Source organism: Marinobacter sp. ANT_B65 (assembly GCF_002407605.1).
In the GTDB taxonomy this organism is placed as follows: domain Bacteria; phylum Pseudomonadota; class Gammaproteobacteria; order Pseudomonadales; family Oleiphilaceae; genus Marinobacter.
Map to the genome: position 1 here is coordinate 98,586 of NZ_NXGV01000004.1, position 26,587 is coordinate 125,172.

Sequence of the window (26,587 nt, forward strand, 5' to 3'; positions counted from 1 at the left end):
CAGCTAGCCTCCGTCAGAAATCGGATTATTTAAATGCCGATACATTAACACTGCCAGCATCATGAGCAAGGGAAGAGGGTATTTTCATGCAGCAAAAAAAGACCGGGCAAAGCCCGGTCTAAAGGTCACATATGGTGCGTCTGAACACTCAGCAGCAATACATATCACGCAGATACTCAAAAAGTGCGATAACGTTTTCACGCTCCTGCTCGTTACGGGGTACAAAAATATCATGTTCCATAAACGCCTCCTGGCTGGCCTTCCGATTACTTTCATCCGACCATTAGATGCTATCGTTGGAGACAGCAAAACCCGTTGACAGACTGTCCCACTCATTTGACATTTTGTATCAGCATTCATGACAACTGGTTAATGAGACGGATAATGTGACCACTGCGCCTACAGACATTACAACAACGCCCTTCGTTGCGGCCTCCAGTACACTGGCACTGGTTCATTACCTGGACCTCCAGGGGGTTCTCGACAGTCGCCGCGTAGAACAGCTTACCGGTCTGGACATGCCAGCACTGGGGGATCCGGACAGGCGTGTGCCGGCAGAGGTGCACTACAGGCTCTGGGATTTTGCAGAACGGGTAACCGGAGATCCCGCTGTGGGACTGAATGCTGGCCAGATTATTGATCCGGAGCGCATGGGTCTCGTCGGGCACGTTTTCTTTAATTGCGACACACTGGGTGAAGCAGTAACTCAGTATGTGCGCCTGCACAGGCTGATCAATGAATCCGTAACTCTCAGCTTCGAACAGATTGCAGACCAGGCCATTCTGACCTGGCAGGCGGATTCACCAGAGCACTATTGCCGCCAGGATATGGACCGCACTCTCGCCGCAGCCATGTGTCGCACCCGGCATTTTATTTATCCCGATATAAAGGCTGAGTGGGCGGAAATTGCGCATCCGCGGCCGGATTATGCAGATAAATACGAAACGCTTCTTAAAGGCCCGGTGACCTTCGGAACGGCAACTACCCGACTGGCATTCAACAGTCGCCACCTGAGCCATCCGATTCCTCACCGGAACCCTTATGTATATTCAGCCGTTCTTCGACAGGTCAACGGACTGCTGGCACGACTGCAGACCCGGCGTTCATTCCGCCGGAAAATTCACAAACTGATATCACGACAGATGTCCACCGAGAAAATTGATGCTGACACTCTGGCCCGGCAATGCCATATGAGCCGCCAGACTCTCTATCGCAGACTTAAAAAAGAGGGGTCAGGCTTCCATGAGCTTGTGGAGGAGGTACGGAAAGACAAGGCACTGCGCTATGTCGCTTCCGACCACTATGCTTTGGGGGAAATTGCATTTCTTCTCGGATTTTCCGAACTGAGTGCGTTCAGCCGGGCGTTTAAACGCTGGACAGGCGTATCACCGGCGCAATATCGGGCACAACACCTGACCCGGGAAACCGACCAATGATGCCCGACTCTTTACTCCTGGCCATGGTTGTTGGCCTGTTCTATCTGGGCTCGGCTGCCTGTATTTACCGGATCCTTCTGACCTATCGTACCACTCAGGGCGCCATCGCCTGGATCATCGGGCTTCTAGGCCTCCCGTATCTCGCCGTACCCCTGTTCCTTGTCCTTGGCCGTTCTCGCTTCGGAGGGTATGTCAGGGCCAGGCGCATGGGAGATCAGTCGCTTACCGACCTGCTCAACCGCTTTGAACAACAGACTACCTCGCTATCCACTCCGGAGCAGGAACACCTGGACAAGCAGCTGCAGGTTCTTTGCAAACTCGGGCGACAACCTTTTACCGAAGGGAACCTGTGTACACTGCTGCGCAATGGCGAAGCAACTTTCGATGCTCTGATCACTGCCATGGAGAATGCAACCTCCTACATTCTTCTTGAATTCTATATTGTGCGGTCAGACAAAATTGGCCAGCGCATCAAAACCGTACTGGAACGTAAACTCGCGCAAGGTGTGCAGGTCTGGTTTCTGTACGATGACATAGGAAGCGTCGGTCTGCCCCGAACCTACCTGAAGGAGCTCTCCGGGGCCGGCGCGCGGGTTGCCTCGTTTGGCGATGGCAATATCCGGCGCCGAAGGTTTCAGATTAATTTCCGTAACCACAGAAAGCTGCTGGTTTGTGACGGCAGGATCGGCTTTGTGGGAGGTATAAACCTGGGCGATGAGTATCTGGGCACCGCGATAGACCAGGAGCCCTGGCGGGATACTCACTGCCGGATTGAAGGCCCTGCCGTGACGGGGCTGCAGCTTGCCTGGCTCGAAGACTGGAACTGGGCCAGCAATGAGTTTCCGGATCTGAACTGGGTCACAGGAGACGACCTGCCGGGCGATGAACAGGTTCTGGTGCTACCCACCGGCCCCGCAGACACCTGGGAAACCTGCACGTTGTTTTTCCTGAACTGCATTAATAACGCAGAGTCTCGCATCTGGATCGCCTCACCGTATTTTGTTCCGGACTTCCAGATTGTGAATGCACTGCAGCTTGCAGCTCTTCGGGGGGTGGACGTGCGAATCATGATCCCGGAAAAATCGGACAGCAGGCTCGTCCGCCTCGCCGCCTATTCTTACCTGATCCAGGCCAGCCAGGCTGGCATTGGCATCTATCGGTATCAACCCGGCTTTATGCACCAGAAGGTTTTACTGGTAGACAATCGCTACGCAGCCGTGGGAACCGCCAACCTCGATAACCGCTCTATGCGCCTCAACTTTGAAATCATGGCAATCAATACCTCAGAGCCTTTTGTTTCCGAAGTGGATTCCATGCTTACAGAAGATCTCACCCATTGCCGCAAGATGACCGAACACGACTACCAGGGCCGTTCTATCCTGTTCCGGTTAACCTGCCGTGCAGTTCGCTTGCTAGCACCTTTGCTGTAACCCTGTCGCGGGCAGGCCCCGGAACAGGGCTAGTAAAAGAGTTGAGTAAACGAAAACCCGATATTCAGGTACGCGGTCCAGTTGTCTTTATTGTTATATGCCGTTGCTATCTGAACGGGCCCGAGAAAGGTATCCACGCCGGAAAAGATACTCCAGGATTTTACAGTGCGGTTCCACCCGGCATCGCTGAGAGACGCCCAGGCATTTCCTGCCTCCAACCCCATCCCTGCAAACCAGGGAGTAATCGGACCTCCGAACGCCTGGCTGGCATAGACAGCTCCCATAGCAGCACTGTCGCCGGTAATCTGGCCCGGGGCATAAGCGGATAACCGCCGGAAACCACCGAGACGCACCGCATTTTCTATGCCCGCGTCTCCCCGGGTGACCGTGTGCGCGTAAAGCAGCCCCGTCAGTGTAAAACCTCTCCAGCTATCCGTCCCGAGCACCATGCCCGTTACCGAGTCAAAATGTCGCTCGGACCCCAGGTCTTCACGTTCAACCCGGCCTCGAATTCCGGCAAAAGCACCCTCACGGGGAAAGAAAGTATCGTCCAGAGAGTCGTGTACCAGTTGCAGGTTGAGACTGCCCTGGTGAACCTCACCCTCGGGCGCAACGGCTGTACCAACCTGCTCGTCCACAGTGGCATATCCGCGGACGTAGGTGAAACGGGCTTCCGCATTGCCACCCAGCTCCATTCCCAGCCCCAGATCGGCCTGACGGAAGGTAACATCCAGTTCGGCGACACGCTCGCCACCGGAGTCATATAAACTGAGCGTGTCCCGGGAGTATTCAGCTCCAGCCACCAGGAAACGCTCATAGCCATAATCCAGAGGTTGATACCATTGAGTACGTATGTGCGGCTCAGTGCCAAGCTGCACACCTGTCTGCCACTCGGCCCCGAGCTCATTCAGCTCGGTCATTCGCAGGGAGGAAGCCAGATTAAAGCGGGTATCGCCGTCAAAATTATCCTCATAGTTCATGCCAAAAGAAAGATAATTAGGCCCCCAGCTTTTCTCCTGAACCTTGATCGTCAGTAAGGTTCCATCCGGTAACGGGGACAGGGCGTAAGACACTATCTCGTAATAACCCAAGCCATAGATACGCTTGAGATCCGCCTCCAGTATTTCTACGTCCAGAGGCTTGCCGGCCTTCTGGCGTATCCGCTCCCGGAGAAATTCATTCCCCAGACGGCGGTCATGGGAAATATCAACGCGGGCAATAATCCCCGCGCGATGCCTTGTAGATGCCAGTCGCGACTGGTATGCCTGCCAGGCCTCGTTTGATACGGCAAGCGGGTTCAATTCCACCGCATGTTCACGAGTACCGCTGGCGCCCAGCTCAAACAATACCGGTGCATTATAGAAATCTGCCGAGCTCTGGCCTTCCAGGTCCGGGCGGATAAGTACATCCTGCCCGCCCAATGATTCGAGTTGCTCGTCGGTATTGCGCCGGGTCATTATGGTGGTCAACTGCCCGAATACGGCAAACGCCTCACGCAGTTCGTCAGGGCCCATCAGAGTATCGGTAATATCAACCGCAATAATAATATCGGCCCCCATTTCACGGGCGACATTGACCGGAAGGTTGTTGGCAACTCCGCCATCCACCAGCAACCGGCCATTGAGTTTCACTGGCGCGTAGACACCCGGAATACTCATGCTTGCACGCACCGCAGTAGCAATATTGCCACTGTCGAGTACCACCATATCGCCGGTTTCCAGATCGGTAGCAACCGCGCGAAAGGGAATGGGTAAGCTATCGAAGCTCTCAACAAGCGCAAAACCATGAGTCAGTTCGTTGAGAATAAATCCGAGGTTCTGGCCAGATATAATACCGGCGCCAAGGTGCAGACCGTCCAGGCTGACGCCAAGCCCCGGCGTAAAAGGAAACCTCCACTCGCCCTGCTTCCGGCGAACCGGTTTGTACACCCGGCCGGGGTCATCCCTGAAGCTGGACAACCAGTCCATCCCGATAAAGCGCTGTTCAATTTCCGCTACCGACATGCCAGCGGCATAGAGTGCGCCAACCGCAGAGCCAGCGCTGGTGCCCACCACCATATCCACCGGGATGTGCATTTCTTCCAGTACCCGAAGCACACCTACGTGGGCCATACCTTTGGCTCCACCGCCGCTGAGTACAAGCCCGACCTGGGGTCTTTCGGTTGAGGTGTTGCTGGCCACTGCAGGAAACGACGCAAGGAGTGCGGCAGCCAGACATATGAGCATTGAGCCCAGTGAACGCGTCAAATCCTGACAGGCTCTGTAAACCGGATACTCACTTTTTTTCCAGCTCTTCATCAACCAGGGACAGATGCGACACATCCGGCACTATGGGCGGAGGCAGGTCACGCTCCACACCTATATCGCTGCCAGCCGGCGCCAGAGTCCAGTCATCCAGGTGCTGAAACATGGGAGCCTGTGCCTCTTCGGACGTCATCAGTGTAACGCCAACCGGGTCCAGGCCAAGCGCTGAACCCGCAAGAATGTCGTCTACCTTGTCACCTGCTATTGGTAAACGTTCACCAGGCTCAACCTCAGGGGCGCCGGCACCTGGTGGCGGACTGGCCGGTTCCACCGGTTCCGGTGCGCTACTGACAGCCTGGGGTGCTGGCGCCGGTGCAGCCTTGGGCTGAACCGTACTCCCGGGCATAGGCTGCACGTAGGCAACCATTCCATGCTTGTTCAACACTGCACGATACTTTTCCGCCTGTTCCTCATCCAGCCTGTTCCGGATTACCACCGGGCTGCCGCTGAACATGCGCTCTACTTGCTCAACACTGGCCTTGAACAGCGCGCGGGCATTACTGCGTGCCGTCGTGATTTCGGTGCCGGGGGTGCACTCACCCTTGAATACGAGCTGAAACATAGGCAACTCTCCTGCCGTCGATTTTGGTTTCATGATAGTTGATAGAGCGGCATCAGGGGAGCCCCGCGCCCGCAGAACCCTGCGGCTAATTCATGCAAACTGCAAACAATTGAAAAAAACCGGGCAAACACCGCGCAATAAGCGACAGTCTCTGCGATAATCAACCGTAACGTAACATTACATTCTGTTACACTCGTTCCGGAATACTTCCCGGGGAGCTGACATCATGAATATCCAGAACCTGATCTGCACCGCAACCGTAGCAACATTTTGTTCTGCTTCTGCCGCTCAGGCCGAGAATCTGGACATAGTGATGAGTCAGGTATTTCCTCAGGATCAAGCAACCTATATCGGTTTTGAGAGCATTGAGCGTGAGGACATACCGGCTTCTGCCGCGATAGAACGGAAGTATCTGATAGTGGATTTTCGTCTCGCCGCCCCCCAGCCAGCGTCAGAGCACCTTCAGGCCAGTGTCCACAAGGTCTGCACGGCCCTGCTGAGAGACCGGGAACTGGTTCGCAGCCTGTCTGATTCGGGGTACGATATGGTCTCTGTTGCTTTTGATCGCCGCTCCCAGTTCGACTGCCTGTAATCTGCCTTGTCCTGGATCAGTCAGCCTGACCTAGTCCTGTCGCCCCAGCAGTTTCGGGAAGGCCTCAAGTGCACTGTTGACAGCATCCAGATTGAACGCTTCCACGTCTGCCAGTAGCTTTTCACCGTAACCTGTAACTGACCGGGAGCGGTAACGTTGCCCCCATTCCAGCACCCTGAGAGCAAACCCTTTCATTTCTTCCGGATCACCACTTTCCCGCACGGCCTGCCACTCTTCTCCAAAGTCTGCAGTTAACTGCTCCCTCAACCAACCCCGCTCCTGCATGCTCAGGGTCTGAGCCAGTAACCGTTCAGATTCTTTGGTCTCGCCTTCGTCCTCAGCCTGCTCGCCGGTCGCCTGGACCTGAGGCAAGGTGAGTGTAAACACAGATCCATTCCCCGAGTCACTTTCAACCTCGAGCTCCCCACCCATCATCCGGGCAAGTTTTCGGCTTATGGCAAGCCCAAGACCCGTACCCCCGTAGCGGCGGGTATTCTGCCCCTCCTGCTGCTCGAACGCGTCAAAAATCCGCTCACGCTGATCCGCAGAAATTCCGATACCAGAATCCTTTACCTTCACCGTAAGCCTGTAGGTCTGATGCTCGGGAGTTTCTTCCGTATCGCTTTTGACTGGCTGAACGGTTGCCCGTACAGATACTCCACCTTCATGGGTGAACTTTATGGCGTTACCTACCAGGTTGAACAGCACCTGACGGAAGCGGGTTTCATCAAGCATCATGGTAACAGGCATATCCGAGCCTACACTTACCTCCAGAGTGATGCCCTGCTCGCGCGCGCGTAAATCAAATATGTGGCGAACATCATCAAGAAGCCTGCGCACAGATACCGGCGAATAATCCAGCCGCATCTTCCCCGCTTCAATACGTGAAAGATCGAGAATATCGTTGATCAGCATCAACAGACTGCGGCTACCTGCACGGATAGCGTCCAGATAGTTGCGTTGCTGGGGGTCGGTAACGCTGTTACTCAGAAGATCACTGTAACCAATCACGGCGTTCATGGGCGTCCGGATCTCATGGGACATGTTCGCCAGAAACTCGCTCTTGGCCCTGCTGGCTGCTTCTGCCTGCCGGGCCAGACGCTCGGCTTCCAGCTTCGCAGCCCGCAGCTCATCCTCACTCCGCCGGAGGGCATTCTCAGAGCGGATACGTTCGTCCACTTCACGCGACAGCTTGCGGTTCCAGTAGAGAAAGATAAGCACAACCACAACCGCGATCAGAACAACCCGGCGCACCACGGTGTAATCGGTTTCCTGTTCGATATCCAGATGGATCCACCGGTTATATATAGCCTCAGTGTCGGCGGGCTTCAGGTTACCCAGAGCCTTGTTCAGAATCCGGTGCAGTTCGGGGCTGTCTTTGCGCACTGCGAGCCTGAGATCGTACTGGTAAGGTGTGATACTGGTAATACGAAGATTGGAGAGCCCCAGTCTGGCAACGGTATAACTGACCGCGGGAATGTGCGTCACCATCACATCGAGGTCGCCATTGGAGAGCGCAAGCAACCCGTCTTCTACTGTTGCCATCGGGTAAAGGTCCAGATTCGGATGGTTTATGAGCAGATAATCGTGAGCCGCGTGACGGTTGACCACACCCACCTTCTCCGTGCGCAACTCCCGCAGATCCCCGATAAACCGACCGTCATCCCGGATAGCCAAAGCAATGGGAACGCTCAGGTAGGCCCGGGTAAACAGAAATGACTCCTCGGTACGCGGTGTGCGGGACAAGCCAGGCAGGATGTCCACCTCACCCGAAACAAGTGCCTGTTCTGCTGCAACACGACTCGCCAGATTTTTTTTCTCGAACCGCGCACCCAACTGACCCTCCAGACGAGCGACGAGATCGGGCACAAGGCCAGTGGCCCGGCCATCCTGAGCGTATTCAAACGGCGGCCAGTCTGAGCGATAGGCAACCTTGAGTGCAGGGTGTCGCTTAAGCCAGTCAACATCCGAAGCAGAGAGCTCTACCCCGCTCTGCTCAAGCGCAGTGAGATCTACCTGCAACCATGCCTGCCGGATAACCCGGTGTTCATTATGGCTGATCGCCGCTACTGCCTGATCCAGAATACGGAATAATGGTCCGTGGCTATCATCCACCTGAAAGACAACATCTACCGATTTCTGATCAAGCAACACCGACAGACCAATACCATTTATCATCGCTGACTGAAGATAGTCAGACACCACCGGCACAGGGCCAAGGAAGGCATCGGCCTGGCCAGACAGCACCTGGCTTACCGCCTCACCCATACTCTGGACAGGAACCGGCGTAAAGCTATCGACGGACTCAAGCATGGTGTACTGATTCGGATCGTCTTCAACGACGGCTATGCGTCCACCTTCCAGGTCGGCCAGTGAACGGATTGCAGCATCGCCGGCGCTGACGAACAGCCCGTAGGTGAGTGACATCAACGGGCCGGTAAAGCGCTGGCCATCGGGAACTGGGGTTGTCGGTACTCTGGTAGTCAGAATCGCGTCGGTTTCCGGCTGCTCAGGCACAGGCCCTGCATTGACGCTACTATTGATAATAACCGGTTCAATGGGCAGCCCCAACTTGTCAGAAAGGCGTGCCAGATAATCGATATAAGTGCCGGCAAGGTCTCCGTTACCCGTATCAAAGACCAACGGTACCTGATCCCCCCGCACTCCGATCAGAAGGCTTTTCTTTTCACTTAGCCAGCTCAGGTCATTGCTACCCAGTACCGGCGCAGGCGATATCTGCGGTGGGTCCGCAAGCACTGTGGGTTGAAAAACCAGCAACAGGCAACTACATAGAACTACAAGGGTGGCCTTCACTGGATATCCTCTGGGTTTACGCTACATTTCAAGAGACCATACCTGCAAATATTCGAAATTTCATTCAGGCAATCATCAATCGGGAGAATCTCTGCATGGACACAAGCAAACACAACCTGAGCAAGCTTTTTGATCAACTGGGGCTGGCATCTGACGAGAAAAGCATAGAAGCATTCATCGCCCACCACTCTCCCCTGTCCCGCGAAATCGCCCTGCAAGATGCGCCTTTCTGGTCCGAAGGCCAGTCTCAGTTTCTCGAAGAAGGCCTGGAAGATGATAGTGACTGGGCAGAGGTGATCGACGAGCTGAATGCCCTGATGCGACATTAAGCCCCTGTTATTGTCGCAAGGATCCCGGCACTAGCTCGCTGACTGACCCTGACGCAGTTGCGGCCTGCACCCTTGGCCAGATACAGCGCCCGATCCGCACGATCAAAGACCGTTTCCTCGGTGTCTCCGGGGGTAAAAGCCGTCAGGCCTGCAGAAAAAGTAATCGTTACAGGACTTCCACCGAAATGAAACGGCAGGGCACTGACGTGGGCACGGAGCTTGTCCATAACAATTAATGCATTGTCTGCATTGGTTTCAGGAAAGAGAAGCACAAATTCCTCACCACCAAAACGTGCTGCAAAGTCAGTCGTACGCAACCGGCTTGCAATTTCCCTGGCCACAAGCTGGAGCACCCTGTCACCAGCTTTATGGCCATATGAATCATTCACGCGCTTGAACAGGTCTATATCCATCACACCTATCGTCAGCGGGTACTGGTAACGCTTCCAGCGATTGAACTCAAAAGACAATCGCTCCTGCCATGCTTCCCGATTTGGCAACTGGGTAAGCAGATCGGTCATGGCCCGCTCACGCTCCTTGCGGACCTGCCCCTGCATCTGCTCTGAATGCGCTTCCATAACCGCCACTCGCTCCTGCATGGCCAGCAACTGTTCGGAAAGCATCTTTTCACGCTCCGTTTCCTCAACCCGGAACTTACCCACCGCCTGACCAATAAACTCCAGATGACGGCTGACTGACTGCTTCAGCCCCTGGAGATCATCACTCGCCTGAATGTGCCGGCCAACCAGTTCGATTTCTTCCCGGATGTTGCGATCAAGCGCTTCTGAAGCCGCCTGGCGGCCAGACTGTGCGGATGACTGCACGAAGAAATGCTCTTGCAACACTTCAAGGCGCTCATCAAGGCGCTTGAGAAAACCTTCAAACTCCCGCTGACTGCGAGTGACAGCGGCGACAATAAGGTCGGCGACCTGATTCAGCCCATCCCTCAACTCCTCCCAGTTATCACTGGATAGCAGCGCCCTTTGCAGATTCCTCGCCCGCGTCTCCGCATCTGGTTCCAGAGATACCTGGCTAAGCAACTGCCCTAAAAGATGGCCAACACGCCGGGCGATACGAAGCCGCTGGCTTTCGGACCCGGAGTCAGACGCACCATCGCGCAGATCAAGCTCATCTCCAGCAAAAAGCTTCGGCTCAGCTTCCGGTTCTGCAGAAAGCCCGGGGCGTTTCATAGCCTTTCCGGCAGGTACCTCATCCAGAAGAGCGACCTGGCGGTCGATCTTCTCCTGCAGCGCCTTCCAGCCGTCCACATCTACCTTGTTCTTGCGCAGGTCAGACCGGACCCGGGCCAACAGGCGATCAAGTTCCGGTGCCTGACCTTCAGCAGCGAGGCATGTACGCACTAACATACGCTCAAGCGAGTTGCGCTCAGCCGTCCAATGTTTTTCCCTGTGTTCTGCAGCCTCAAGTTCCTGAAAATATCGTTCTTTCCAGGATTGATCAGATGACATCAAACGTTTCCTTCCCGTTCGGAGTTCTGGTCGTCGTAGCCGTGCCCACTGCGTCGGCGAGCCCTGGGGTGACTCTGGTCATAAACCCGGGCTAAATGTTGGAAGTCAAGATGAGTATAGACCTGCGTAGTAGATATGTCCGCATGGCCCAGCAATTCCTGCACCGCACGCAAATCTCCACTGGATTCAAGCATATGGCTTGCAAATGAGTGCCGCAGCATATGCGGGTAAAGCTTCTGGTCAGCGCCCTTGGCAACCCCCCACCGACTCAGGCGGGCCTGAATACTGCGATGACTCAGACGGTCACCCCGGCGGCTTACAAACAAAGCTGTCTCGGCTTCAGGAGCCAATCCTGCGCGGACGGGCATCCATTGGCCAATGGCCTCCAGCGCTTTCCGCCCCACGGGGAGTATTCGTGTTTTACTGCCTTTTCCCACGACCCGCGCTTCGCCCCCCTTGCAGTCAACGGAATCCACATCAAGACTGGCCAGTTCCGCCAGGCGCAAGCCAGAAGAATACATAAGTTCAAACATACAGCGGTCACGCACTTCCAGCGGATCGTCCGGCAGAGCGTCAAGAAGAGAATTGAGCTGATCCACATCGGCTACCCGGGGCAGACGTTTACTGCTCTTCGGAGCCCGGATATCCAGTGCCGGGTTATCCGTAGCCAGCCGTTCCCGCAACAGATACTGGTAGAAACGCCTTGTGGCCGACAAATGGCGGGCAATGCTACGGCCACTGAGCCCCTGACGGCTAAGGCTGGCCACGTAACGACGCAGATCATGGCCGCTTACGGCTCGCCATTCCGTGCAGTCATGCTCCACGAGCCAGGAGGCAAGCCGAAGCAGGTCGCGCTGGTAGTTTTCCGATGTTCGGGGAGAGTGGCGCTTTTCAGATTCGAGGTGCTGAACAAAATCTGCCAGATACCCGCTCAACTCATGAGGCAATTGAGCTGACACGGGCAATGAGGCCACGTTAGCGGGACTCCGTCGCGAGACCGGTTACCGGTGCGACTGTGGTATAGCGCTGAACCATAGGTGGCAGTAGCCGGCTGAGCGTGTCACTGATATAGCTGAGGAACAGAGACCCCATGCTCTGGTCGAAATAGCCGGGTTCACAACTGCCAACCGCGAAAACACCCACCAGACCGTCACTGCGCAAAGGCACCAGAGCAACCGATGCAATGGGCTCATCCCGGTCCGGAAACAGGAATTCCCGTTCGCTCTCCCGGAACTGACCACAGACAGCTCTGCTGCCATCCAGCAGATTACCAAGGCGACTCTGGGCCTCGGCCGGGCTGACTATATGAAGAGCGCCCTGGGCGCTGCCAGGCACTTCCACATCCGTAAACAGGATAACTGAAGCGGCATCCAGTCCGAAATCACCCCGGATACTGTCATCAATAGTGGATGCCATATCAATAAGGTTACGGGCTTCAATCACCTGCATCAGCAACCGCTTGCTTTTTTCAAATAGCCGATCATTGTGACGGGCGATAGAAACCAGTTCCACCAACTCATGTCGCAGCGTGTCCCGTTGCTCACGGAACAGGTGTACCTGGCGCTCAACCAGTGAAATTGCCCGGCCACTATCATGAGGCAGGGTCAGGCTCCGCAGAAGCTCATCCTGTTCAATAAAAAAATCAGGATTATTGCTCAGATACTCTGCCACCTCTTCCCGGGTGAGCTCACCGGCCTTCTTACGGGCCGTTTGGTCTGTCATCGTGATCTCCTGGCTTTCAGATCCGTTGTTTATGTGCGCGACCGGGCTTTCTGCGCCGACCACCACCTGAGTCACCAGGCAGCCTTAACTGCCCTTCAAATACGCTTGTGGCAGGCCCTTCCATCATAACAGGGGTCCCTTCACCCTGCCATTCAATGACCAGCCGCCCTCCGCGCAGGTCCACTTCCACCCGGTTATCGAGCAGGCCGCGCAGACATCCTGCAACGACGGCCGCACAGGCCCCGCTGCCACAAGCCAGTGTCTCGCCTGAACCGCGCTCATACACCCTAAGGCGCGCATGACTACTGTCAATTATCTGCAAAAAGCCAATATTGGCTTTCGACGGGAACCGGGGATGCTTTTCGAGACGCGGCCCAAGAACTGCAACCGGCGCCGTATCCACATCCTCAACCACAATAACCGCGTGGGGGTTGCCCATGGAAATGGCACTCAGCTCAACGGTTTCAGAACCCGCTTCCACCGTATAGACATTTTTCCGACGCTCCGCGGCAAAAGGTATGGCCGGCGGGTTCAGTTCAGGCACCCCCATATTGACCATCACCATGCCGTCTTTGACCACCCGCAGCTCAATCACACCACTCGCAGTCTGGACACGTATAATTTTTTTGTTCGTCAGGCGCTGATCCCGGACGAACTTCGCAAAACAACGGGCGCCATTACCGCACTGTTCAACCTCGGAACCGTCGGCGTTGAATATCCGGTAACGAAAATCCACATCCGGCAAGCCTGGCGGTTCAACAACCAGCAACTGATCAAAACCGATACCAAAATTCCGGTCCGCCAGCTCCCTGATCATTTCCGGGCGTAAGCGGAATGGCTGACTGATTGCGTCAACCACCATGAAGTCGTTGCCCAACCCGTGCATTTTACTGAACCGGAGCAGCGGCCCCTGATTTCGGCGGTGATGGGTCACTTCATTCCCCCCACTCATTCCGGCAGGCAGCTTTCTGGCGCAAGCTGATCCTCAAGAGTCTCGCGACGGCGAACAATATGCACCTGCCCGCCATCAACCATAAGCTCCGGCGGGCGGTTTCGGGTGTTGTAGTTAGAACTCATAACAAAGCCATAGGCGCCCGCCGAGCGCACCGCCAGCAGATCACCAGCCTTTAGCCGCAGCGGCCGGTCTTTGCCCAGAAAATCCCCGGTCTCACAGACAGGCCCGACCAGATCCCAGGTTTTTTCTTCAGCTTCCTCATGGAGCTGCACTGGCACAATAGCCTGCCAGGCACTGTAAAGCGCAGGGCGGATCAGATCATTCATGGCAGCATCGATAATCGCAAAGTTACGATATTCAGTGCACTTCAGAAACTCGACCCGGGTAACCAGTATGCCTGCGTTGGCCGCGATTGAGCGGCCAGGCTCAAGAATAAGCTCCAGCTTGCGGTCACCGATACGTTCGTCCAGAGCCCTGACGTATTCAGACGGCTCCGGCGGTTGTTCGTCGTTGTAAGTAACACCCAGACCACCACCCATATCCAGGTGCCGGATGTGAATACCTTTGTCAGCCAAAACATCGATCAGCGCCAGAACCCGGTCGAGAGCGTCCAGAAACGGAGAAAAGGATGTGAGCTGAGAGCCAATATGGCAATCCACGCCTTTGATTTCGAGGTTCGGTAATGTTGCTGCACGGGCATATACCTCTGGCGCGTCGGCAATATCAATACCAAACTTGTTCTCTTTCAGACCCGTGGAAATATATGGGTGAGTTCCGGCATCAACATCCGGGTTAACCCGCAGGGAAACCGGAGCTTTAACGCCCAGCTCACCGGCCACCGCATTGAGCCTGTCCAGCTCAGTATCAGATTCCACGTTGAAGCAGCGAACACCCGCTTCCAGGGCCCGGCGCATTTCCCATTCCTGCTTGCCAACACCGGAAAACACAACCTTGCCCGCATCACCGCCAGCACGCAGCACGCGTTCCAGCTCACCGGCGGAGACAATATCAAAGCCGGAACCCAGACGGGCCAGGACATTCAGAACCGCCAGATTGCTGTTGGCCTTTACGGCGTAGCACACAAGGTGCTCACGCCCCCTCAGAGCCTCATCATAAGCCTTGTAATGACGCTCCAGTGTGGCCCGGGAATACACGTAAGCCGGCGTGCCAAAGCGTTCGGCAATAGCAGATACAGCAACATCTTCGGCGTAAAGCTCGCCATCACGGTAGTTAAAGTGATCCATTGGATTCCTGATCGTGTAACGGAGTCTGGTATGGCCCGGCTGATACCTCCGGATTCTCCCGGTATAAAGGCCCTTTCTGACCGCAGCCACCAAGTGTAGCCGCCACAACCAGAAACACGATGGGCAGTGTCCACGCGCGCATACTTGCCACCCCTGAGTTCATAATCGCCAAAGTATACCTGACCCGTGGCCCGCACGGCGAGGACGACAAGCTATCCGAAGGCTTCCAGTTCGCGGTTCAGAGCATACTCCAGAGCAGCACGGTAATAGAGGTACTGACTGGTCTGTATGTCCTGCTGATAAACCCTTGGATCCAGGTCATGGGGCAGATGCACGTCCGTGAGGTACACGGGATAGTGCTCCCCGCTTTGTCGCCGGGAATGGATATAGTGTGCAACGGCCGGGATCAGCTGATCACCGTATTGCAGAACAGTAAATTCCTGCTCACCGCAGTAGAGATCAAAGCGAACCCGGCTACCGCCTTCCTGAACTCCCACGGCCTGCACTTCAAGGCCTGACAAAGCAATGCCTGAATCCGTTTGGGGCCGGTATTCCGGCCGCCAGTTTCCGTTGTTTGCGGTAATTTCATAGCACCGCACACCGGCCAGGGCCCCAGGCACCTCGCTGTAGCGCAAGGTTCGTCGCTCAACCAGATTTTCCAGAAAACGTAACAGCGGCACCAGAAGGTGCCGGCGGCTGGTAACCGGCTGGGTCCAGCCAAACAGGGAACCGCGCTCGTCGATCACCCATATCTGCACCTGCCCGCCACGAAGAGCATAGAACACCTGGATGCTGTCCGGCTCACTGACCTGACATGCAGCTCTCAGCCCCGGCTCGTCCAGAAGAGCCTGGCGATCAAAAATGATGGGAAGATAGATATCCCGGGGCTGAGCCAGGCACTCCATAAGCGCATCCCGGCTTTCAACGGCAATAAATCCCGGCTCGGTACCACTGAACTCCAGCAGAAAATACCGGCGATCCATCTCAATAACGTAACGCAAAGGATGCGGGCCAGCACCACCGGCAAAGAACTGGCGCAACACGTCGGCAAAGAGTTCCTGAACCCGCCGCGCAATAGCGCTTCCATGGCCGCGTTTGTGGCTGTGCACTTTGATATCAGGAATCACACGAGGGTCGAGAGCAACCGATGCCAATACATTTTTCAGGCATTGAATCAGAGTATCACCGGAAGCGTAGTGCTGAAGGCTGAGTTCGTGCCAGCTGTTCAGCGTAACCTGATCGATGGTAACAACCAGATTCTCCCGCCCGCCGCTGAAGCCCAGCGAATCATGCCGGGCACTGAGTTTATGCAACCCTCGTTCTGTAAGGTGAGCCTGTGGATCAACACCTACATTGACCAGAAGAAGGTTGCGCAAGGGGTAAACACCACGAGCGAGCGCGTCCCGTCCGGCAGGCGCTACAGGAAAGGGCACGAAATCAGAAAGCGCTTCCAGCATCTCCCGCAGCTCACTGATGGATGCAACACCCTGCCCGGAACGGACATTGAGGCGGGTTGAGCGGGTCAGCAAGCCATTGCAATAACACCAGACAACCAGTTCGGTCAGGTTTCCGGATCGCCGTATAACGGACTGCCAGAAGGCGTCCGCAGGATCTTCCAGATCGCGGTACAGTAACCAGCCGCTCCCCACGCCACCTTGCTCTGACTGATGATGAAACGCCAGATTCTCCTCTTCCAGAGAAGGCGCAAGCCCGGGATTAATTAACTCAATTTTACCGGCCTTGCGCTGAAACGCTGCGTAGAGCTTGCGCCCGAGCAGATTAATGTCATGCGAGCTGATCGCAGACTTTTCACTGTGATCACGAGCCATTCTGGATAGCAGGCGATAACTGTGGGTTAGTTCCGAGACCACAACCCGACGCAGAGAAGACACCTCTTCTGCCCGCCAGCTCTGCCGGTTATCCAGCGCCGCCACCTGTTTCTCCTGCCAACCCCAGCCCGCCACAAGCTCTCTCAGCAACCTGGCTCTCCATGGCTCTACCCCCTGTTCGCCTGCCGCCCCGGTGCGGGTCAGAGGCAGTCCCGCTTTGACATACAAACTGCGACGCACCAGATCCAGCCGTTCCCAGGCCTCAGCCCCCCTCAGCCATTGTTCCAGCCGCCTGTACAGCATTACATACGGGTCCAGAACGTCCACATCAGTGACGCCATTGAATACCGCCTGCTTGAACGTACGCGCCAGGACCGGCTGCTCCTGCGTCTGGGCGTAACATTCGATAAGCAGCAGCTTCAGGATAGACTTCCATGGAGCATCAATTCCCTTATAAAGCTGCCACACTCCCGCGCCAAGAAATTCGCTGGCAGGTACAGCCGGCACAGCGCCAAAATCAACGTATTCGTCGCCCCGGATAAAACGGCAATCCACCAGCCTGTTTACACACTCCTGATAACGGTCTTCCTGCTCTGAAGGAATAAGCCACCACAACGGATAACATCCGCCCAGATGGATCCCTGTGCGATAGAACTCATCCAGTAACAGGTAGTGCTGGGCGCTGCCGCAGTTTTCACCGCTCACTTCCGCACGCGGCCTTCCCTGACGCCAGTCGGCCGCAGAAAACACAAACACATGCAACTCGATACCGAAAGAAGCCGCCCATTCGGTCAGCTTCGCAGCCTTGCGTTCCAGACACTGGATACCCGCCTCCTGCAGGTCATCGCGATGACATAGCCAGACATCCAGATCACTGGCAACAGAATGCCCCAAGGAACCAGGGCTGCCCATCAGGAACAGCGCTTCAAGATCAGCCCGACGCCGCCCTTCATCACGGATACTGAAGGTACGGGCCAGACGTCGTGCTGCGTTCGTGGTCGCTGAATCAGGCTGGTAGTGGTTCAGGCCATAAGGACAACCTGAATCCAGATAACCGGGCAACGCCGGGTGATTGGTATGGAACACCAACGGCAAAACTTCCAGAACTACCCGCTGCCTGTAGGTAAGCGAAGAGTGCGCACGCTGCCAGCGCTCGCGATTAACCGTAAGAAACCTGTCCCGCAGGCGGCGCAGGGTTTTACGGTCAATGCCCTCGTCAAAATCCAGGACAATCGGAGGGGCATGAGCAATCAGGGATGCCCCGGGATCGCGGGAATCGCGGGACAAAAGACTCAGCCCTGCAGCTTGCGCGCGCGGCCAACAGCTGCACGCACCTGAGCGGGCGCAGTGCCGCCAAGGTGGTCACGGGCCTGAACCGAACCTTCAAGCGTCAGCACGTCAAACACATCGTCGCCGATGGTATCTGAAAACTGCTTAAGCTCTTCCAGTGTCATATCAGAAAGATCTCGATCTTCAGCCACACCGAATGCAACGGCCTTACCCACAACTTCATGGGCGTCCCGGAACGGCATACCTTTCTTGACCAGATAATCCGCCAGATCCGTTGCTGTGGAGAATCCGCGTTTGGCCGCTACCCGCATATTATCTGCCTTGGCGCGAATAGCGGGAACCATGTCAGCGTAGGCTTTCAGACACCCCTTGATGGTATCAACCGTATCGAACAAGGGCTCCTTGTCTTCCTGGTTGTCCTTGTTATACGCCAGTGGCTGACTTTTCATCAGCGTGAGCAGGCACATCAGGTGCCCTGTCACACGGCCGGTTTTACCCCGGACAAGCTCAGGCACATCAGGGTTCTTTTTCTGAGGCATTATTGAAGAGCCGGTACAGAAACGATCCGGCAGGTCAATAAAGTCGAACTGTGCCGAAGTCCACAACACCAGCTCCTCGCTGAAACGGGACAGGTGGGTCATCAGCAACGCCGCGAAACTGCAGAATTCGATGGCAAAATCCCGGTCACTGACTGAGTCCAGGGAGTTTTCTGAAGGCCGCTCAAATCCCAGCAGCCGGGCAGTCATGGCCCGATCGATCGGATAGGTGGTGCCGGCCAGGGCTGCTGCACCCAGCGGCATAACGTTCACCCGTTTGCGACAGTCCTGCAAACGCTCAGCGTCACGAACCAGCATTTCATACCAGGCCAGAAGGTGATGCCCGAAGGTAACTGGCTGCGCCGTCTGAAGGTGGGTAAAACCGGGCATGATGGTATCGGCTTCGCGTTCGGCCAGATCCAGAAGACCGGCTTGCAGGCGCCGGAGCTCCTCGGCGATCACATCAATTTCATCGCGCAGGTACAGCCGGATATCCGTGGCCACCTGATCGTTACGGCTACGGCCAGTGTGCAGCTTCTTGCCCGTAATCCCGATACGGTTGGTCAACTGGGCTTCTATGTTCATGTGGACGTCTTCGAGGCTCACAGACCACTCAAACCGCCCCGCTTCAATATCTTCCTTGACTCCGTTCAGGCCATCAATAATGCGGTCGCGCTCGTCTTCTGTCAGAACGCCAACTTCTGCAAGCATGGTCGCGTGGGCAATGGAGCCGGTGATATCGTGATGATACAGGCGTTGATCAAACCCTACGGATGCAGTAAAGCGTTCCACAAACGCGTCTGTGGGTTCGCTGAAGCGTCCGCCCCAGGGTTTTTCGGAGGTTGTGGTCTGGTCAGGGTTTTTCTGATCCGTCATGGTCTATCTTTCCTGCTGGCGGCCCGGCATTATCTTGCGGGAACTGGGTACATTGAACGTGGCGAGAGTATAGCATTCTGACCCGAACAAAAGAGACTCCCCTACAAGGGAGCAAGGCGATCATCACGCAGGATTTCTTCGTGCCGGATTTATGCCGGGTGCGATCAGTATTCATGCTACTTATTACCAGCGAACTGCTGGTACTGGTGCTGGCTATTGTCCAGGCCAGCGACGGCTGGATTGACTGGAACTATTTTGCACTCCTCTCGGTGTTCGTGCAGTGGACCACGCTCACAAGCGCTGCACTGATCTGCCTGCTTCGCCAACACCTGGCCAGAATGTCAGTGCCTCGTGCCACCCTGGCGATCGCAACCATCGTGCTGCTGGACGTACTCGCATTCAGCCTGTTTGCCGACAATGTCCTGCACCCGCAGCCAGGCATCACTGGCTGGCATGCAATTGCGAAAAAACTGCTGCTGGCGTTGCTGATTGTCCTGATGGTACTGCGCTATTTTTATTTACAACACCAGTGGCAGCAGCAACGGGAAGCAGAAATGCAGGCACACCTTGCTGCGCTGCAGGCACGCATACAGCCACACTTTCTGTTTAACAGCATGAATACTATCGCCAGTCTCATTGCCTCAGACCCTGACCAGGCCGAAGAAGCCGTTCTGGATCTGTCAGAACTGTTCCGTGCAAGCCTGCGTACTGGCGACCAGCTCATACCCTTATCAAAGGAACTGGATCTGTGCCAGCGTTACCTTGCCATTGAGGCCCTGCGCCTTGGTCCGCGACTGAAGCTGGAATGGCATATTGCCGAGGGGCTGGAGAGCCAGTCCATACCTCCGCTGACTCTCCAGCCACTGGTCGAAAACGCGGTATATCACGGAATCCAGCCGCGCCCGGAGGGAGGTATGGTGCGCATAGAGGCTGAAACCCGGGGCAACTTTGTGTACCTGCTGGTGCAGAATCCGAAACCGGAATGCACGGGTGAGAGCCAGCATAATGGCAACCGTATGGCACTGAGCAACATACAGGCCCGGCTACAGGTATTATTTGGCGAGTCTGCTGTTCTTAAACACAGCCATCAGGATGACGTTTACACCGTCACCCTGAGGCTACCAAAAACCTCACAGAAACCATGAAAAAGCAGAAGATCCTGATTGCAGACGATGAACCTCTGGCCCGGGAGCGTCTCAGGCGCCTGGTTGAGAGCCTGCCGGAATACCAGGTTTGCGGTGAAGCCGGAGATGGCGATGCAACCCTTGCCCGGGTTGCCGAACTGCAGCCGGACATACTCCTGCTCGACATACGCATGCCAGGCATTGATGGTATGGAGGTTGCCACACGCCTGAGCCAGCTCCAAAACCCTCCGGCGATTATTTTCTGTACTGCCTACGACAGCTATGCCATCCAGGCCTTCGACGTTCAGGCCGCAGCCTATCTGTTGAAGCCCGTTCGCAAAAGCGCGCTTGAAGAAGCTCTGGCGCGGGCCGGCAGGGTGAATCGCGTGCAGTTACGGGCACTGTCAGGCATGAGCTCAGCCAATACCGCGATCCCTCCGCAACCGCCTGAAGCGCAAATGCCGGTTCGTACTCACAGGGGTACCGAGCTCATAGATATAGCCGGGATCCACTATTGTCAGGCCGATCAGAAATACGTGACTATCCATCACACCCGTGGCGAAACCGTTTCCGACTACACACTGAAAGATCTGGAAAATGCCTACCCGAACCATCTGCTCCGGATTCATCGCAACACGCTGGTGGGAGTGCGCTTTATCCAGGCCTTGAAGCGCACGCCGGAGGGTCATAACCTGGTACTGCTCCGGGACGGCCTGGGAGAACTCCATGTAAGTCGCCGGCATGCCAGCTGCGTACGTCAGTGGCTGCAAGGGCAGCAACCTGGCCAGTCCCCTTTGTAAAGCGGCCCCACGGGACTTTTATGGCGCCACAAGGTAATCTTGGCGAACATTTTCAGAACTGACAGTGAGCATCATGTCCAAACGAACCCTTCGTGTCGCAACCCGCAGCAGCGCTCTGGCTCTATGGCAGGCAGAATTCATCAAGGCCGAACTGGAACGACTCCATGAAAACGTGGTTGTGGAGCTGGTCAAAATCAAAACCCAGGGAGACAAGATCCTCGACGTCCCTCTCGCCAAAATCGGCGGTAAAGGTCTGTTTGTAAAAGAGCTGGAAGAAGCCATGCTCGACGGCCGGGCGGATCTTGCCGTGCACTCCATGAAAGATGTCCCCATGGCCTTTCCCGAAGGGCTGGGCCTGGTTGCCATCTGTGAGCGGGAAGACCCGACAGATGCATTCGTCAGCAACCATTACGATAATGTGGACGCTCTTCCCCAGGGGGCTGTAGTCGGAACCGCCAGCCTGCGCCGGGAATCACAGCTCAGATCTTACCGGCCGGATCTGGAAATCAGGGTTCTGCGCGGCAATGTAAACACCCGCCTCGCCAAACTCGACGCCGGTGATTACGATGCGATCGTGCTGGCGAGCTCTGGCCTCAAGCGTCTGGGATTTGACGACCGAATCCGTTACTCCATGCCTGATACCGTGTCTCTGCCAGCTGTTGGCCAGGGCGCTCTCGGCATTGAATGCCGGCTCGATGACAACGAACTGCTCGCCATGCTGGAACCTCTGAACCACGCCGACACAGCTGACCGGGTCAAAGCAGAACGCGCCCTGAACCGTCGTCTTGAAGGTGGCTGTCAGGTGCCCATTGCGGCCTATGCCCTGCTGGAGGACGACGATACTCTTTGGTTGCGAGGGCTGGTTGGCGCCGTTGATGGCACCCGGATTTTCCGTGTTGAAGGCCGGGCACCCCGAGCTGAAGGTGAGCGTCTGGGCAGGGAACTGGCAGAAGACCTTCTGGCCTTGGGCGCAGACAAAGTACTGGCTGAAATATATGGCCACACCCCCCTCTGACCCTGCCTCCCTGGCTGGCCGGCGCATTCTGATTTGCCGGCCAGAACCGGAAGCGTCACGTCTGGCCCGGCAGTTTCAGGCTGCCGGCGCCGAAACGCTGGTTCTCCCAATGATAGAACGGGAACCGCTGCCAGAGACTCCGGAAAGGCGCGCCACCATTCTGGGCCTCGATGAGTTCTCCCATGTTATTGCTGTCAGCCCCTATGCAGCTCGTCTTTTACTGGAAGCGCTAGACACCTGGTGGCCTCAGCTCCCCATCGGTCTGAACTGGTATGGCGTCGGGGCAGGCACTGCAAAAACCCTTGCAGAACATGGACTGAAACCGCGCAGGCCAGATGAAGGCTGGACAAGTGAAGCCTTGCTGAAACTGCCATCTCTGGCACGCCTGGATAACGAGCGGGTATTGGTGGCACGGGGAGAGCAAGGGCGGGAACTGATACGGAAAACACTGGAAGCACGCGGCGCACGAGTAACCATGATGCCTCTGTACCGCAGGTACTGCCCTGACTACACAACAGCACAGGTTCACAGTGCCCTGATTCAGTCCACGCCGGATGCTGTTATTGCCCTCTCCGGAGAAACCCTGAACAATCTCATCGCACTATCCGCGAATTGCAGCCATAATCTATATGATAGTCCCGTTATTGTGCCTGCCCGGCGTATCGCTGATCAGGCTCGTGCGGCGGGATTCAACGCTCCGTGTATACCAGGAAGCCTTGCCGACAATGACATCGTGGCCGCCGTCGCAGAACAACTGGCCGGCCGGGAAGGTGGCTCCGGAAAAGCCAAGTAAGGACGCCCGTGACTGAGACAACGAAACAATTACCAGCCCCGATAGCTAAAGAGCAACCCTCACGCCCAAAAGTCTGGCCGGTCTGGGTTATCTCCATAATTGCACTGATCAGTGTTGCCGTGTTGGCCCTCTGGAACTGGCAGCAGTGGAACAGTCAGCAGGCCACACTGCAGACACTGAACAACCTGCAGCAAAATACCTCGCAGCTTGAAAGTCTTTATGGCTCCAGTGGTAACCAGCAAAGCCAGCGCCTGCAATCCCTGGAAGACAAGCTGAGCTCTCAGCGGGAGTTGATCGCTACCCAACAGCGACAGATTGACCACAATGCCCGCGAACTGCTCGAAGCCGGGAACCGCACCCGCACGGACTGGCTACTCGCAGAAGCCGAGTATCTCCTGCGCATTGCCAACCAGCGGCTGATGATCGAAAAAGACATTCGCGGAGCCCTTTCCGCACTCGAAGCAGCAGACGAAGTACTGACAGAATCTGACGACATTGGTGTATACCCGGTACGCCAGCAACTTGCCCGGGAAATCCTGACACTCAAAGGTATCTCCAGTGTTGACAGGACAGGGCTTTACCTGACCCTTGAAGCGGCTATAGACAGCGTTCACCAACTGACTGATCAGGCGCTTATCAGCGAACAGGCGCCGGGGTTCCTCTCCAGCTCACAGGCAGAAGACAACCCTGAAGCAGGCGGAGAGCCCGGCATGCTGGTCAAAGCCTGGCAGAAATTCAAATCTACGCTGATGCAGGTTGTAGTGGTTCGCCGTCTGGATGAATCGGTCAAGCCGCTGCTGTCACCGGACCAGAGCGCCTACGCCCGCCTGAATATGCAACTGATGCTCGAAGAAGCAGAGATGGCTGTTCTGAGGGGTAACCAGCCATTGTATGAACGCTCGCTGGCCAAGGCTAAAGCGGCTGTCAGTGACTGGTACGACGCAAGCAACCCACGGGTAAGCGCGCTGAGCAATACACTTGAAGAGCTGTCGACACGTAACGTTGCACCCGATCTTCCTGACATCAGCAAATCCCTGGACCTGCTCAAGCAACGACTTGCAGGCCGGCTCAACAAGGGCGATGAAAAAGACCAGGCAGATAACGGAGGCGATGATTCATGATTCGCCTGCTTCTGATCGTTCTGTTTGCCCTGCTAATCGGCACCGGGCTTTCGCTCGGCCTGCAGTATGACCTGGGTTACATCCGTATCAGCCTGGGCAACTACCTGATAGAAACCAACTTCTGGGTAGGTCTTGCGCTGCTCATTGTTGTGATCACTCTGATTGTACTGTCCATAGGCCTTTTACGCCGCATGCGACAAGGCACCGGACTGGTAGCCAGCTGGGTTTCCCGCGGTAAAGGGCGGCGTGCGCGTCGCCGGACCACTCAGGGCCTGCTGGCACTGGCAGAAGGCAACTGGCCGAGGGCACGCAAGATGCTGACATCGGCTGCCAGCAATGCAGACACACCACTTATCAACTATCTGGCTGCGGCACAGGCAGCCTTCGAATGCGGCGACCACGAAGCCGTTGACGAGATGCTGCGCAAGGCATTTGAAAGCACCCCTGGCTCAGATATGGCAGTGGGCATTACCCAGGCTCAGCTTCAGCTTGCCGGCAATCGCCTGGAGCAGGCTCTGGCAACATTGGTACGTCTGCGCAAGCAGTCTCCGCACCACCCTTTTGTTCTCAAGCTGCTAAAAACCACTTACCTTCGCCTGGAAGACTGGCGCGAACTATCAAAATTACTGCCAGAACTGCGCAAGCGTAGCGTGCTTCCGGAATCCGAGCTGGGTGAACTGGAGCGTCAGGTATGGCACAACCTGCTCGAACGGGCCGCCGAGGACTGTAGGCGGCAGCAAAAAGACACTCCGGATGCTTCTCTGGAGCCACTCACCCGCTTGTGGGATGAACTGCCAGGCTTTCTGCGCCGTGATGAGAAGACCATCGCAGACTATGCGCGCCTGCTGGCGGATCTTGGTGAAGAAGGGCAAACCGAGACCCTGCTGCGCAAGGTTCTGCACAATCACTGGAGCGACGATCTGGTCAATCTCTATGGCCGGATAGAGGGGAACAAACCGGACGAACAGCTACTTGCCGCCGAGCAGTGGCTGAAAGACCGTCCGAACAACGCCGAACTACTACTGGCCCTGGGCCGGCTGAGCTTACGCAATGAACTCTGGGGTAAAGCCCGGGAGTATTTCGAGACCAGCCTCAGATTACGCCGCAGCCGTGAAGCTCTCGCAGAGCTAAGCCGCCTGAGCGCACACATGGGCGATGAAGAGGTAAGCGTTAAGCTGGTGATGCAAGGCCTGGCAAAAGATAACGGGCTTCCCGAGTTACCGATGCCCAAGGCCTGATGGCCCCTGATCCTGCGTCGATCACCCGGCAGAAAAGCGACAGTAAAAACCCATAAAAGGCATCAGAATGAAAGTTCTGATGCCTTTTAACGTTTTAGTTCCGGGGTGCGTATTCCAGCACGTCGGAAAAGAATCTGTCAGCTGGCAACCCGGCTTCAAGCAGGGCATCCATTAGCGTGTAAACCATCGCAGGTGAGCCACTTACGTGTACTTCTACGTTATTCCAGTCGGCGCCGGAATCCAGCACCGCACGTACGAGCTGATCATGATGTCCGCTCCAGTCATTGTCCTCGTCATCACCGACTACCGGCTGGAAGGTAAACTCTGGCCAGTCCTGCTCCCACTGGCTGGCCATGGACCGGAGGTACATATCCTCTTGCCGGCGAACCCCCCAGAACAGCTTTACCGTCTGGGAACAGGATGTTCCGCGCAGGTAATCCACCAGACTTTTCATCTGCGCAAAACCGGTACCCGCCGCAATCAGCAGCAAAGGCTTCTCCGGCATACAGGCAAGACAGGCCTTGCCATAGGGTAACTCGATATTGACGGTTTCTCCGGAAGTCAGAGCGTCAATCACCTTCTGCGCAGACACCCAATCCGGAGACGCCTGAATATGCAGCTCAATATGCGGCTCAGACGGGCTGCTGGCGATCGAAAAATAGCAGGGTTCAGCATCCGGCAGGTTGACCGCCAGATACTGGCCCGCATGAAAAGACAGTTCACGCCTCCGCGGCAGCTGAAGCTCTACCCGATACACATCGTGGCTGATAGCACGCACATCCACGACATTTGCCTGAAACTTTCGGGGCGGGTTCTTTCCTGCTGCCATAACGGCACTTATCTCCAGTTCAAGATGGTCGAGCGCGGCTGTTCTGCACATCATCAGCCGCGCTCCGATGGGGATCGTCTGTTGGTTTCGGGTATTCAAAGCGGAGCCGCTGAGCAATCGGGCCTCGCATAGTTCGCATACACCGTTTTTGCACGCAAAGGGAACGGCAATACCTACACTGGCTGCAGCACTCAGCAAATCTGCGGCAGCGCCTGCTGTATAGCGAATCCCGGAAGGCTCAATGCCTACTTGCCAGCTCGGCAACTGCCGGTTGTCCATA

Annotated in this window: 22 protein-coding genes; 10 read left to right on the top strand and 12 right to left on the bottom strand. The window is 56.1% G+C overall.

Annotation, left to right across the window (positions count from 1 at the left end):
• The first annotated feature begins 386 nt into the window (after positions 1–386).
• Both CPA50_RS16535 and cls read left to right on the top strand, forming a co-directional pair.
• Positions 387–1,436 carry an AraC family transcriptional regulator gene (locus CPA50_RS16535; protein ID WP_096783641.1) on the top strand — a complete coding sequence of 350 codons (1,050 nt, stop codon included), beginning with the start codon at positions 387–389 and terminating at the stop codon, positions 1,434–1,436.
• A complete protein-coding gene (gene cls / locus CPA50_RS16540) occupies positions 1,436–2,866 on the top strand; it encodes a cardiolipin synthase (protein WP_096783796.1) in 1,431 nt (476 codons plus the stop codon). Before CPA50_RS16535 ends, cls begins: the two co-directional genes overlap by 1 nt.
• 29 nt (positions 2,867–2,895) lie before the next feature.
• Here the strand turns inward: cls and CPA50_RS16545 are convergent, their stop codons facing one another.
• Entirely contained in the window at positions 2,896–5,091 is a 2,196-nt protein-coding gene (locus tag CPA50_RS16545; protein ID WP_096783797.1) for a patatin-like phospholipase family protein, read from the bottom strand.
• A gap of 49 nt (positions 5,092–5,140) precedes the next feature.
• Complete coding sequence (locus CPA50_RS16550; RefSeq protein ID WP_096783642.1) at positions 5,141–5,731, bottom strand: hypothetical protein; 591 nt, start codon at positions 5,729–5,731, stop codon at positions 5,141–5,143.
• A 226-nt stretch (positions 5,732–5,957) separates the two neighbouring features.
• Here CPA50_RS16550 and CPA50_RS16555 point away from each other — a divergent pair, with 226 nt between their 5' ends.
• A complete protein-coding gene (locus tag CPA50_RS16555; protein ID WP_096783643.1) occupies positions 5,958–6,323 on the top strand; it encodes a hypothetical protein in 366 nt (121 codons plus the stop codon).
• Between the two features lie 30 nt (positions 6,324–6,353).
• Here CPA50_RS16555 and CPA50_RS16560 read toward each other — a convergent pair whose 3' ends face one another.
• On the bottom strand, positions 6,354–9,137 hold the full coding sequence (locus CPA50_RS16560) for an ATP-binding protein (RefSeq protein WP_096783644.1): 2,784 nt from the start codon (positions 9,135–9,137) through the stop codon (positions 6,354–6,356).
• A gap of 95 nt (positions 9,138–9,232) precedes the next feature.
• On the opposite strand from CPA50_RS16560, the gene CPA50_RS16565 reads away from it, so the two are divergent.
• Positions 9,233–9,466, top strand: coding sequence for a DUF2789 domain-containing protein (locus CPA50_RS16565; RefSeq protein ID WP_096783645.1), 234 nt, complete (start codon positions 9,233–9,235; stop codon positions 9,464–9,466).
• On the opposite strand, the gene CPA50_RS16570 is transcribed toward CPA50_RS16565, so the two are convergent.
• The 8 genes from CPA50_RS16570 to argH all read right to left on the bottom strand — a co-directional run bounded on the left by CPA50_RS16570 (position 9,463) and on the right by argH (position 19,387).
• Positions 9,463–10,935 carry a GGDEF domain-containing protein gene (locus tag CPA50_RS16570; RefSeq protein WP_096783646.1) on the bottom strand — a complete coding sequence of 491 codons (1,473 nt, stop codon included), beginning with the start codon at positions 10,933–10,935 and terminating at the stop codon, positions 9,463–9,465. The two genes, CPA50_RS16565 and CPA50_RS16570, sit on opposite strands and share 4 nt — an antisense overlap.
• A complete protein-coding gene (gene xerC / locus CPA50_RS16575) occupies positions 10,935–11,882 on the bottom strand; it encodes a tyrosine recombinase XerC (protein ID WP_096783798.1) in 948 nt (315 codons plus the stop codon). The genes CPA50_RS16570 and xerC overlap by 1 nt, the downstream gene beginning before the upstream one ends.
• 28 nt (positions 11,883–11,910) lie before the next feature.
• Complete coding sequence (locus CPA50_RS16580) at positions 11,911–12,657, bottom strand: DUF484 family protein (RefSeq protein ID WP_096783647.1); 747 nt, start codon at positions 12,655–12,657, stop codon at positions 11,911–11,913.
• Between the two features lie 16 nt (positions 12,658–12,673).
• On the bottom strand, positions 12,674–13,543 hold the full coding sequence (gene dapF / locus CPA50_RS16585; protein WP_264754021.1) for a diaminopimelate epimerase: 870 nt from the start codon (positions 13,541–13,543) through the stop codon (positions 12,674–12,676).
• A 62-nt stretch (positions 13,544–13,605) separates the two neighbouring features.
• A complete protein-coding gene (gene lysA / locus CPA50_RS16590; protein ID WP_096783648.1) occupies positions 13,606–14,856 on the bottom strand; it encodes a diaminopimelate decarboxylase in 1,251 nt (416 codons plus the stop codon).
• Positions 14,843–14,998, bottom strand: coding sequence for an LPS translocon maturation chaperone LptM (gene lptM / locus CPA50_RS16595; RefSeq protein WP_143750760.1), 156 nt, complete (start codon positions 14,996–14,998; stop codon positions 14,843–14,845). Before lptM ends, lysA begins: the two co-directional genes overlap by 14 nt.
• A 70-nt stretch (positions 14,999–15,068) precedes the next feature.
• A complete protein-coding gene (locus tag CPA50_RS16600; protein WP_227519700.1) occupies positions 15,069–17,972 on the bottom strand; it encodes a class I adenylate cyclase in 2,904 nt (967 codons plus the stop codon).
• A 5-nt stretch (positions 17,973–17,977) separates the two neighbouring features.
• Positions 17,978–19,387, bottom strand: coding sequence for an argininosuccinate lyase (gene argH / locus CPA50_RS16605; RefSeq protein ID WP_096783650.1), 1,410 nt, complete (start codon positions 19,385–19,387; stop codon positions 17,978–17,980).
• A 173-nt stretch (positions 19,388–19,560) separates the two neighbouring features.
• On the opposite strand from argH, the gene CPA50_RS16610 reads away from it, so the two are divergent.
• From CPA50_RS16610 to CPA50_RS16635, 6 genes are all read left to right on the top strand, one after another.
• Positions 19,561–20,532 carry a sensor histidine kinase gene (locus CPA50_RS16610; RefSeq protein ID WP_413772175.1) on the top strand — a complete coding sequence of 324 codons (972 nt, stop codon included), beginning with the start codon at positions 19,561–19,563 and terminating at the stop codon, positions 20,530–20,532.
• Entirely contained in the window at positions 20,529–21,311 is a 783-nt protein-coding gene (locus CPA50_RS16615) for a LytR/AlgR family response regulator transcription factor (RefSeq protein WP_096783652.1), read from the top strand. The genes CPA50_RS16610 and CPA50_RS16615 overlap by 4 nt, the downstream gene beginning before the upstream one ends.
• 73 nt (positions 21,312–21,384) lie before the next feature.
• On the top strand, positions 21,385–22,326 hold the full coding sequence (gene hemC, locus CPA50_RS16620) for a hydroxymethylbilane synthase (RefSeq protein WP_096783653.1): 942 nt from the start codon (positions 21,385–21,387) through the stop codon (positions 22,324–22,326).
• On the top strand, positions 22,307–23,119 hold the full coding sequence (locus tag CPA50_RS16625; protein ID WP_096783654.1) for a uroporphyrinogen-III synthase: 813 nt from the start codon (positions 22,307–22,309) through the stop codon (positions 23,117–23,119). Before hemC ends, CPA50_RS16625 begins: the two co-directional genes overlap by 20 nt.
• An 8-nt stretch (positions 23,120–23,127) precedes the next feature.
• The gene (locus tag CPA50_RS16630; RefSeq protein WP_096783655.1) at positions 23,128–24,240 is read left to right on the top strand and encodes a uroporphyrinogen-III C-methyltransferase; all 1,113 of its coding nucleotides are present in this window, start codon (positions 23,128–23,130) and stop codon (positions 24,238–24,240) included.
• Positions 24,237–25,478: a heme biosynthesis HemY N-terminal domain-containing protein gene (locus CPA50_RS16635; RefSeq protein WP_096783656.1), complete on the top strand. Its 1,242-nt coding sequence runs from the start codon at positions 24,237–24,239 to the stop codon at positions 25,476–25,478. The genes CPA50_RS16630 and CPA50_RS16635 overlap by 4 nt, the downstream gene beginning before the upstream one ends.
• Before the next feature lie 94 nt (positions 25,479–25,572).
• Here the strand turns inward: CPA50_RS16635 and CPA50_RS16640 are convergent, their stop codons facing one another.
• A complete protein-coding gene (locus tag CPA50_RS16640) occupies positions 25,573–26,586 on the bottom strand; it encodes an FAD-binding oxidoreductase (RefSeq protein WP_096783657.1) in 1,014 nt (337 codons plus the stop codon).
• Between the last annotated feature and the right edge of the window lies 1 nt (position 26,587).

Coding starts and splice junctions, on each gene's coding strand:
- cls (WP_096783796.1), top strand. CDS start 1,436: ATGCCCGACTCTTTACTCCTGGCCATGGTTGTTGGCCTGTTCTATCTG.
- CPA50_RS16545 (WP_096783797.1), bottom strand. CDS start 5,091: ATGCTCATATGTCTGGCTGCCGCACTCCTTGCGTCGTTTCCTGCAGTG.
- CPA50_RS16550 (WP_096783642.1), bottom strand. CDS start 5,731: ATGTTTCAGCTCGTATTCAAGGGTGAGTGCACCCCCGGCACCGAAATC.
- CPA50_RS16555 (WP_096783643.1), top strand. CDS start 5,958: ATGAATATCCAGAACCTGATCTGCACCGCAACCGTAGCAACATTTTGT.
- CPA50_RS16565 (WP_096783645.1), top strand. CDS start 9,233: ATGGACACAAGCAAACACAACCTGAGCAAGCTTTTTGATCAACTGGGG.
- CPA50_RS16570 (WP_096783646.1), bottom strand. CDS start 10,935: ATGTCATCTGATCAATCCTGGAAAGAACGATATTTTCAGGAACTTGAG.
- CPA50_RS16580 (WP_096783647.1), bottom strand. CDS start 12,657: ATGACAGACCAAACGGCCCGTAAGAAGGCCGGTGAGCTCACCCGGGAA.
- dapF (WP_264754021.1), bottom strand. CDS start 13,543: ATGCACGGGTTGGGCAACGACTTCATGGTGGTTGACGCAATCAGTCAG.
- lysA (WP_096783648.1), bottom strand. CDS start 14,856: ATGGATCACTTTAACTACCGTGATGGCGAGCTTTACGCCGAAGATGTT.
- lptM (WP_143750760.1), bottom strand. CDS start 14,998: ATGCGCGCGTGGACACTGCCCATCGTGTTTCTGGTTGTGGCGGCTACA.
- argH (WP_096783650.1), bottom strand. CDS start 19,387: ATGACGGATCAGAAAAACCCTGACCAGACCACAACCTCCGAAAAACCC.
- CPA50_RS16610 (WP_413772175.1), top strand. CDS start 19,561: ATGCTACTTATTACCAGCGAACTGCTGGTACTGGTGCTGGCTATTGTC.
- CPA50_RS16615 (WP_096783652.1), top strand. CDS start 20,529: ATGAAAAAGCAGAAGATCCTGATTGCAGACGATGAACCTCTGGCCCGG.
- hemC (WP_096783653.1), top strand. CDS start 21,385: ATGTCCAAACGAACCCTTCGTGTCGCAACCCGCAGCAGCGCTCTGGCT.
- CPA50_RS16625 (WP_096783654.1), top strand. CDS start 22,307: ATGGCCACACCCCCCTCTGACCCTGCCTCCCTGGCTGGCCGGCGCATT.
- CPA50_RS16635 (WP_096783656.1), top strand. CDS start 24,237: ATGATTCGCCTGCTTCTGATCGTTCTGTTTGCCCTGCTAATCGGCACC.
- CPA50_RS16640 (WP_096783657.1), bottom strand. CDS start 26,586: ATGGACAACCGGCAGTTGCCGAGCTGGCAAGTAGGCATTGAGCCTTCC.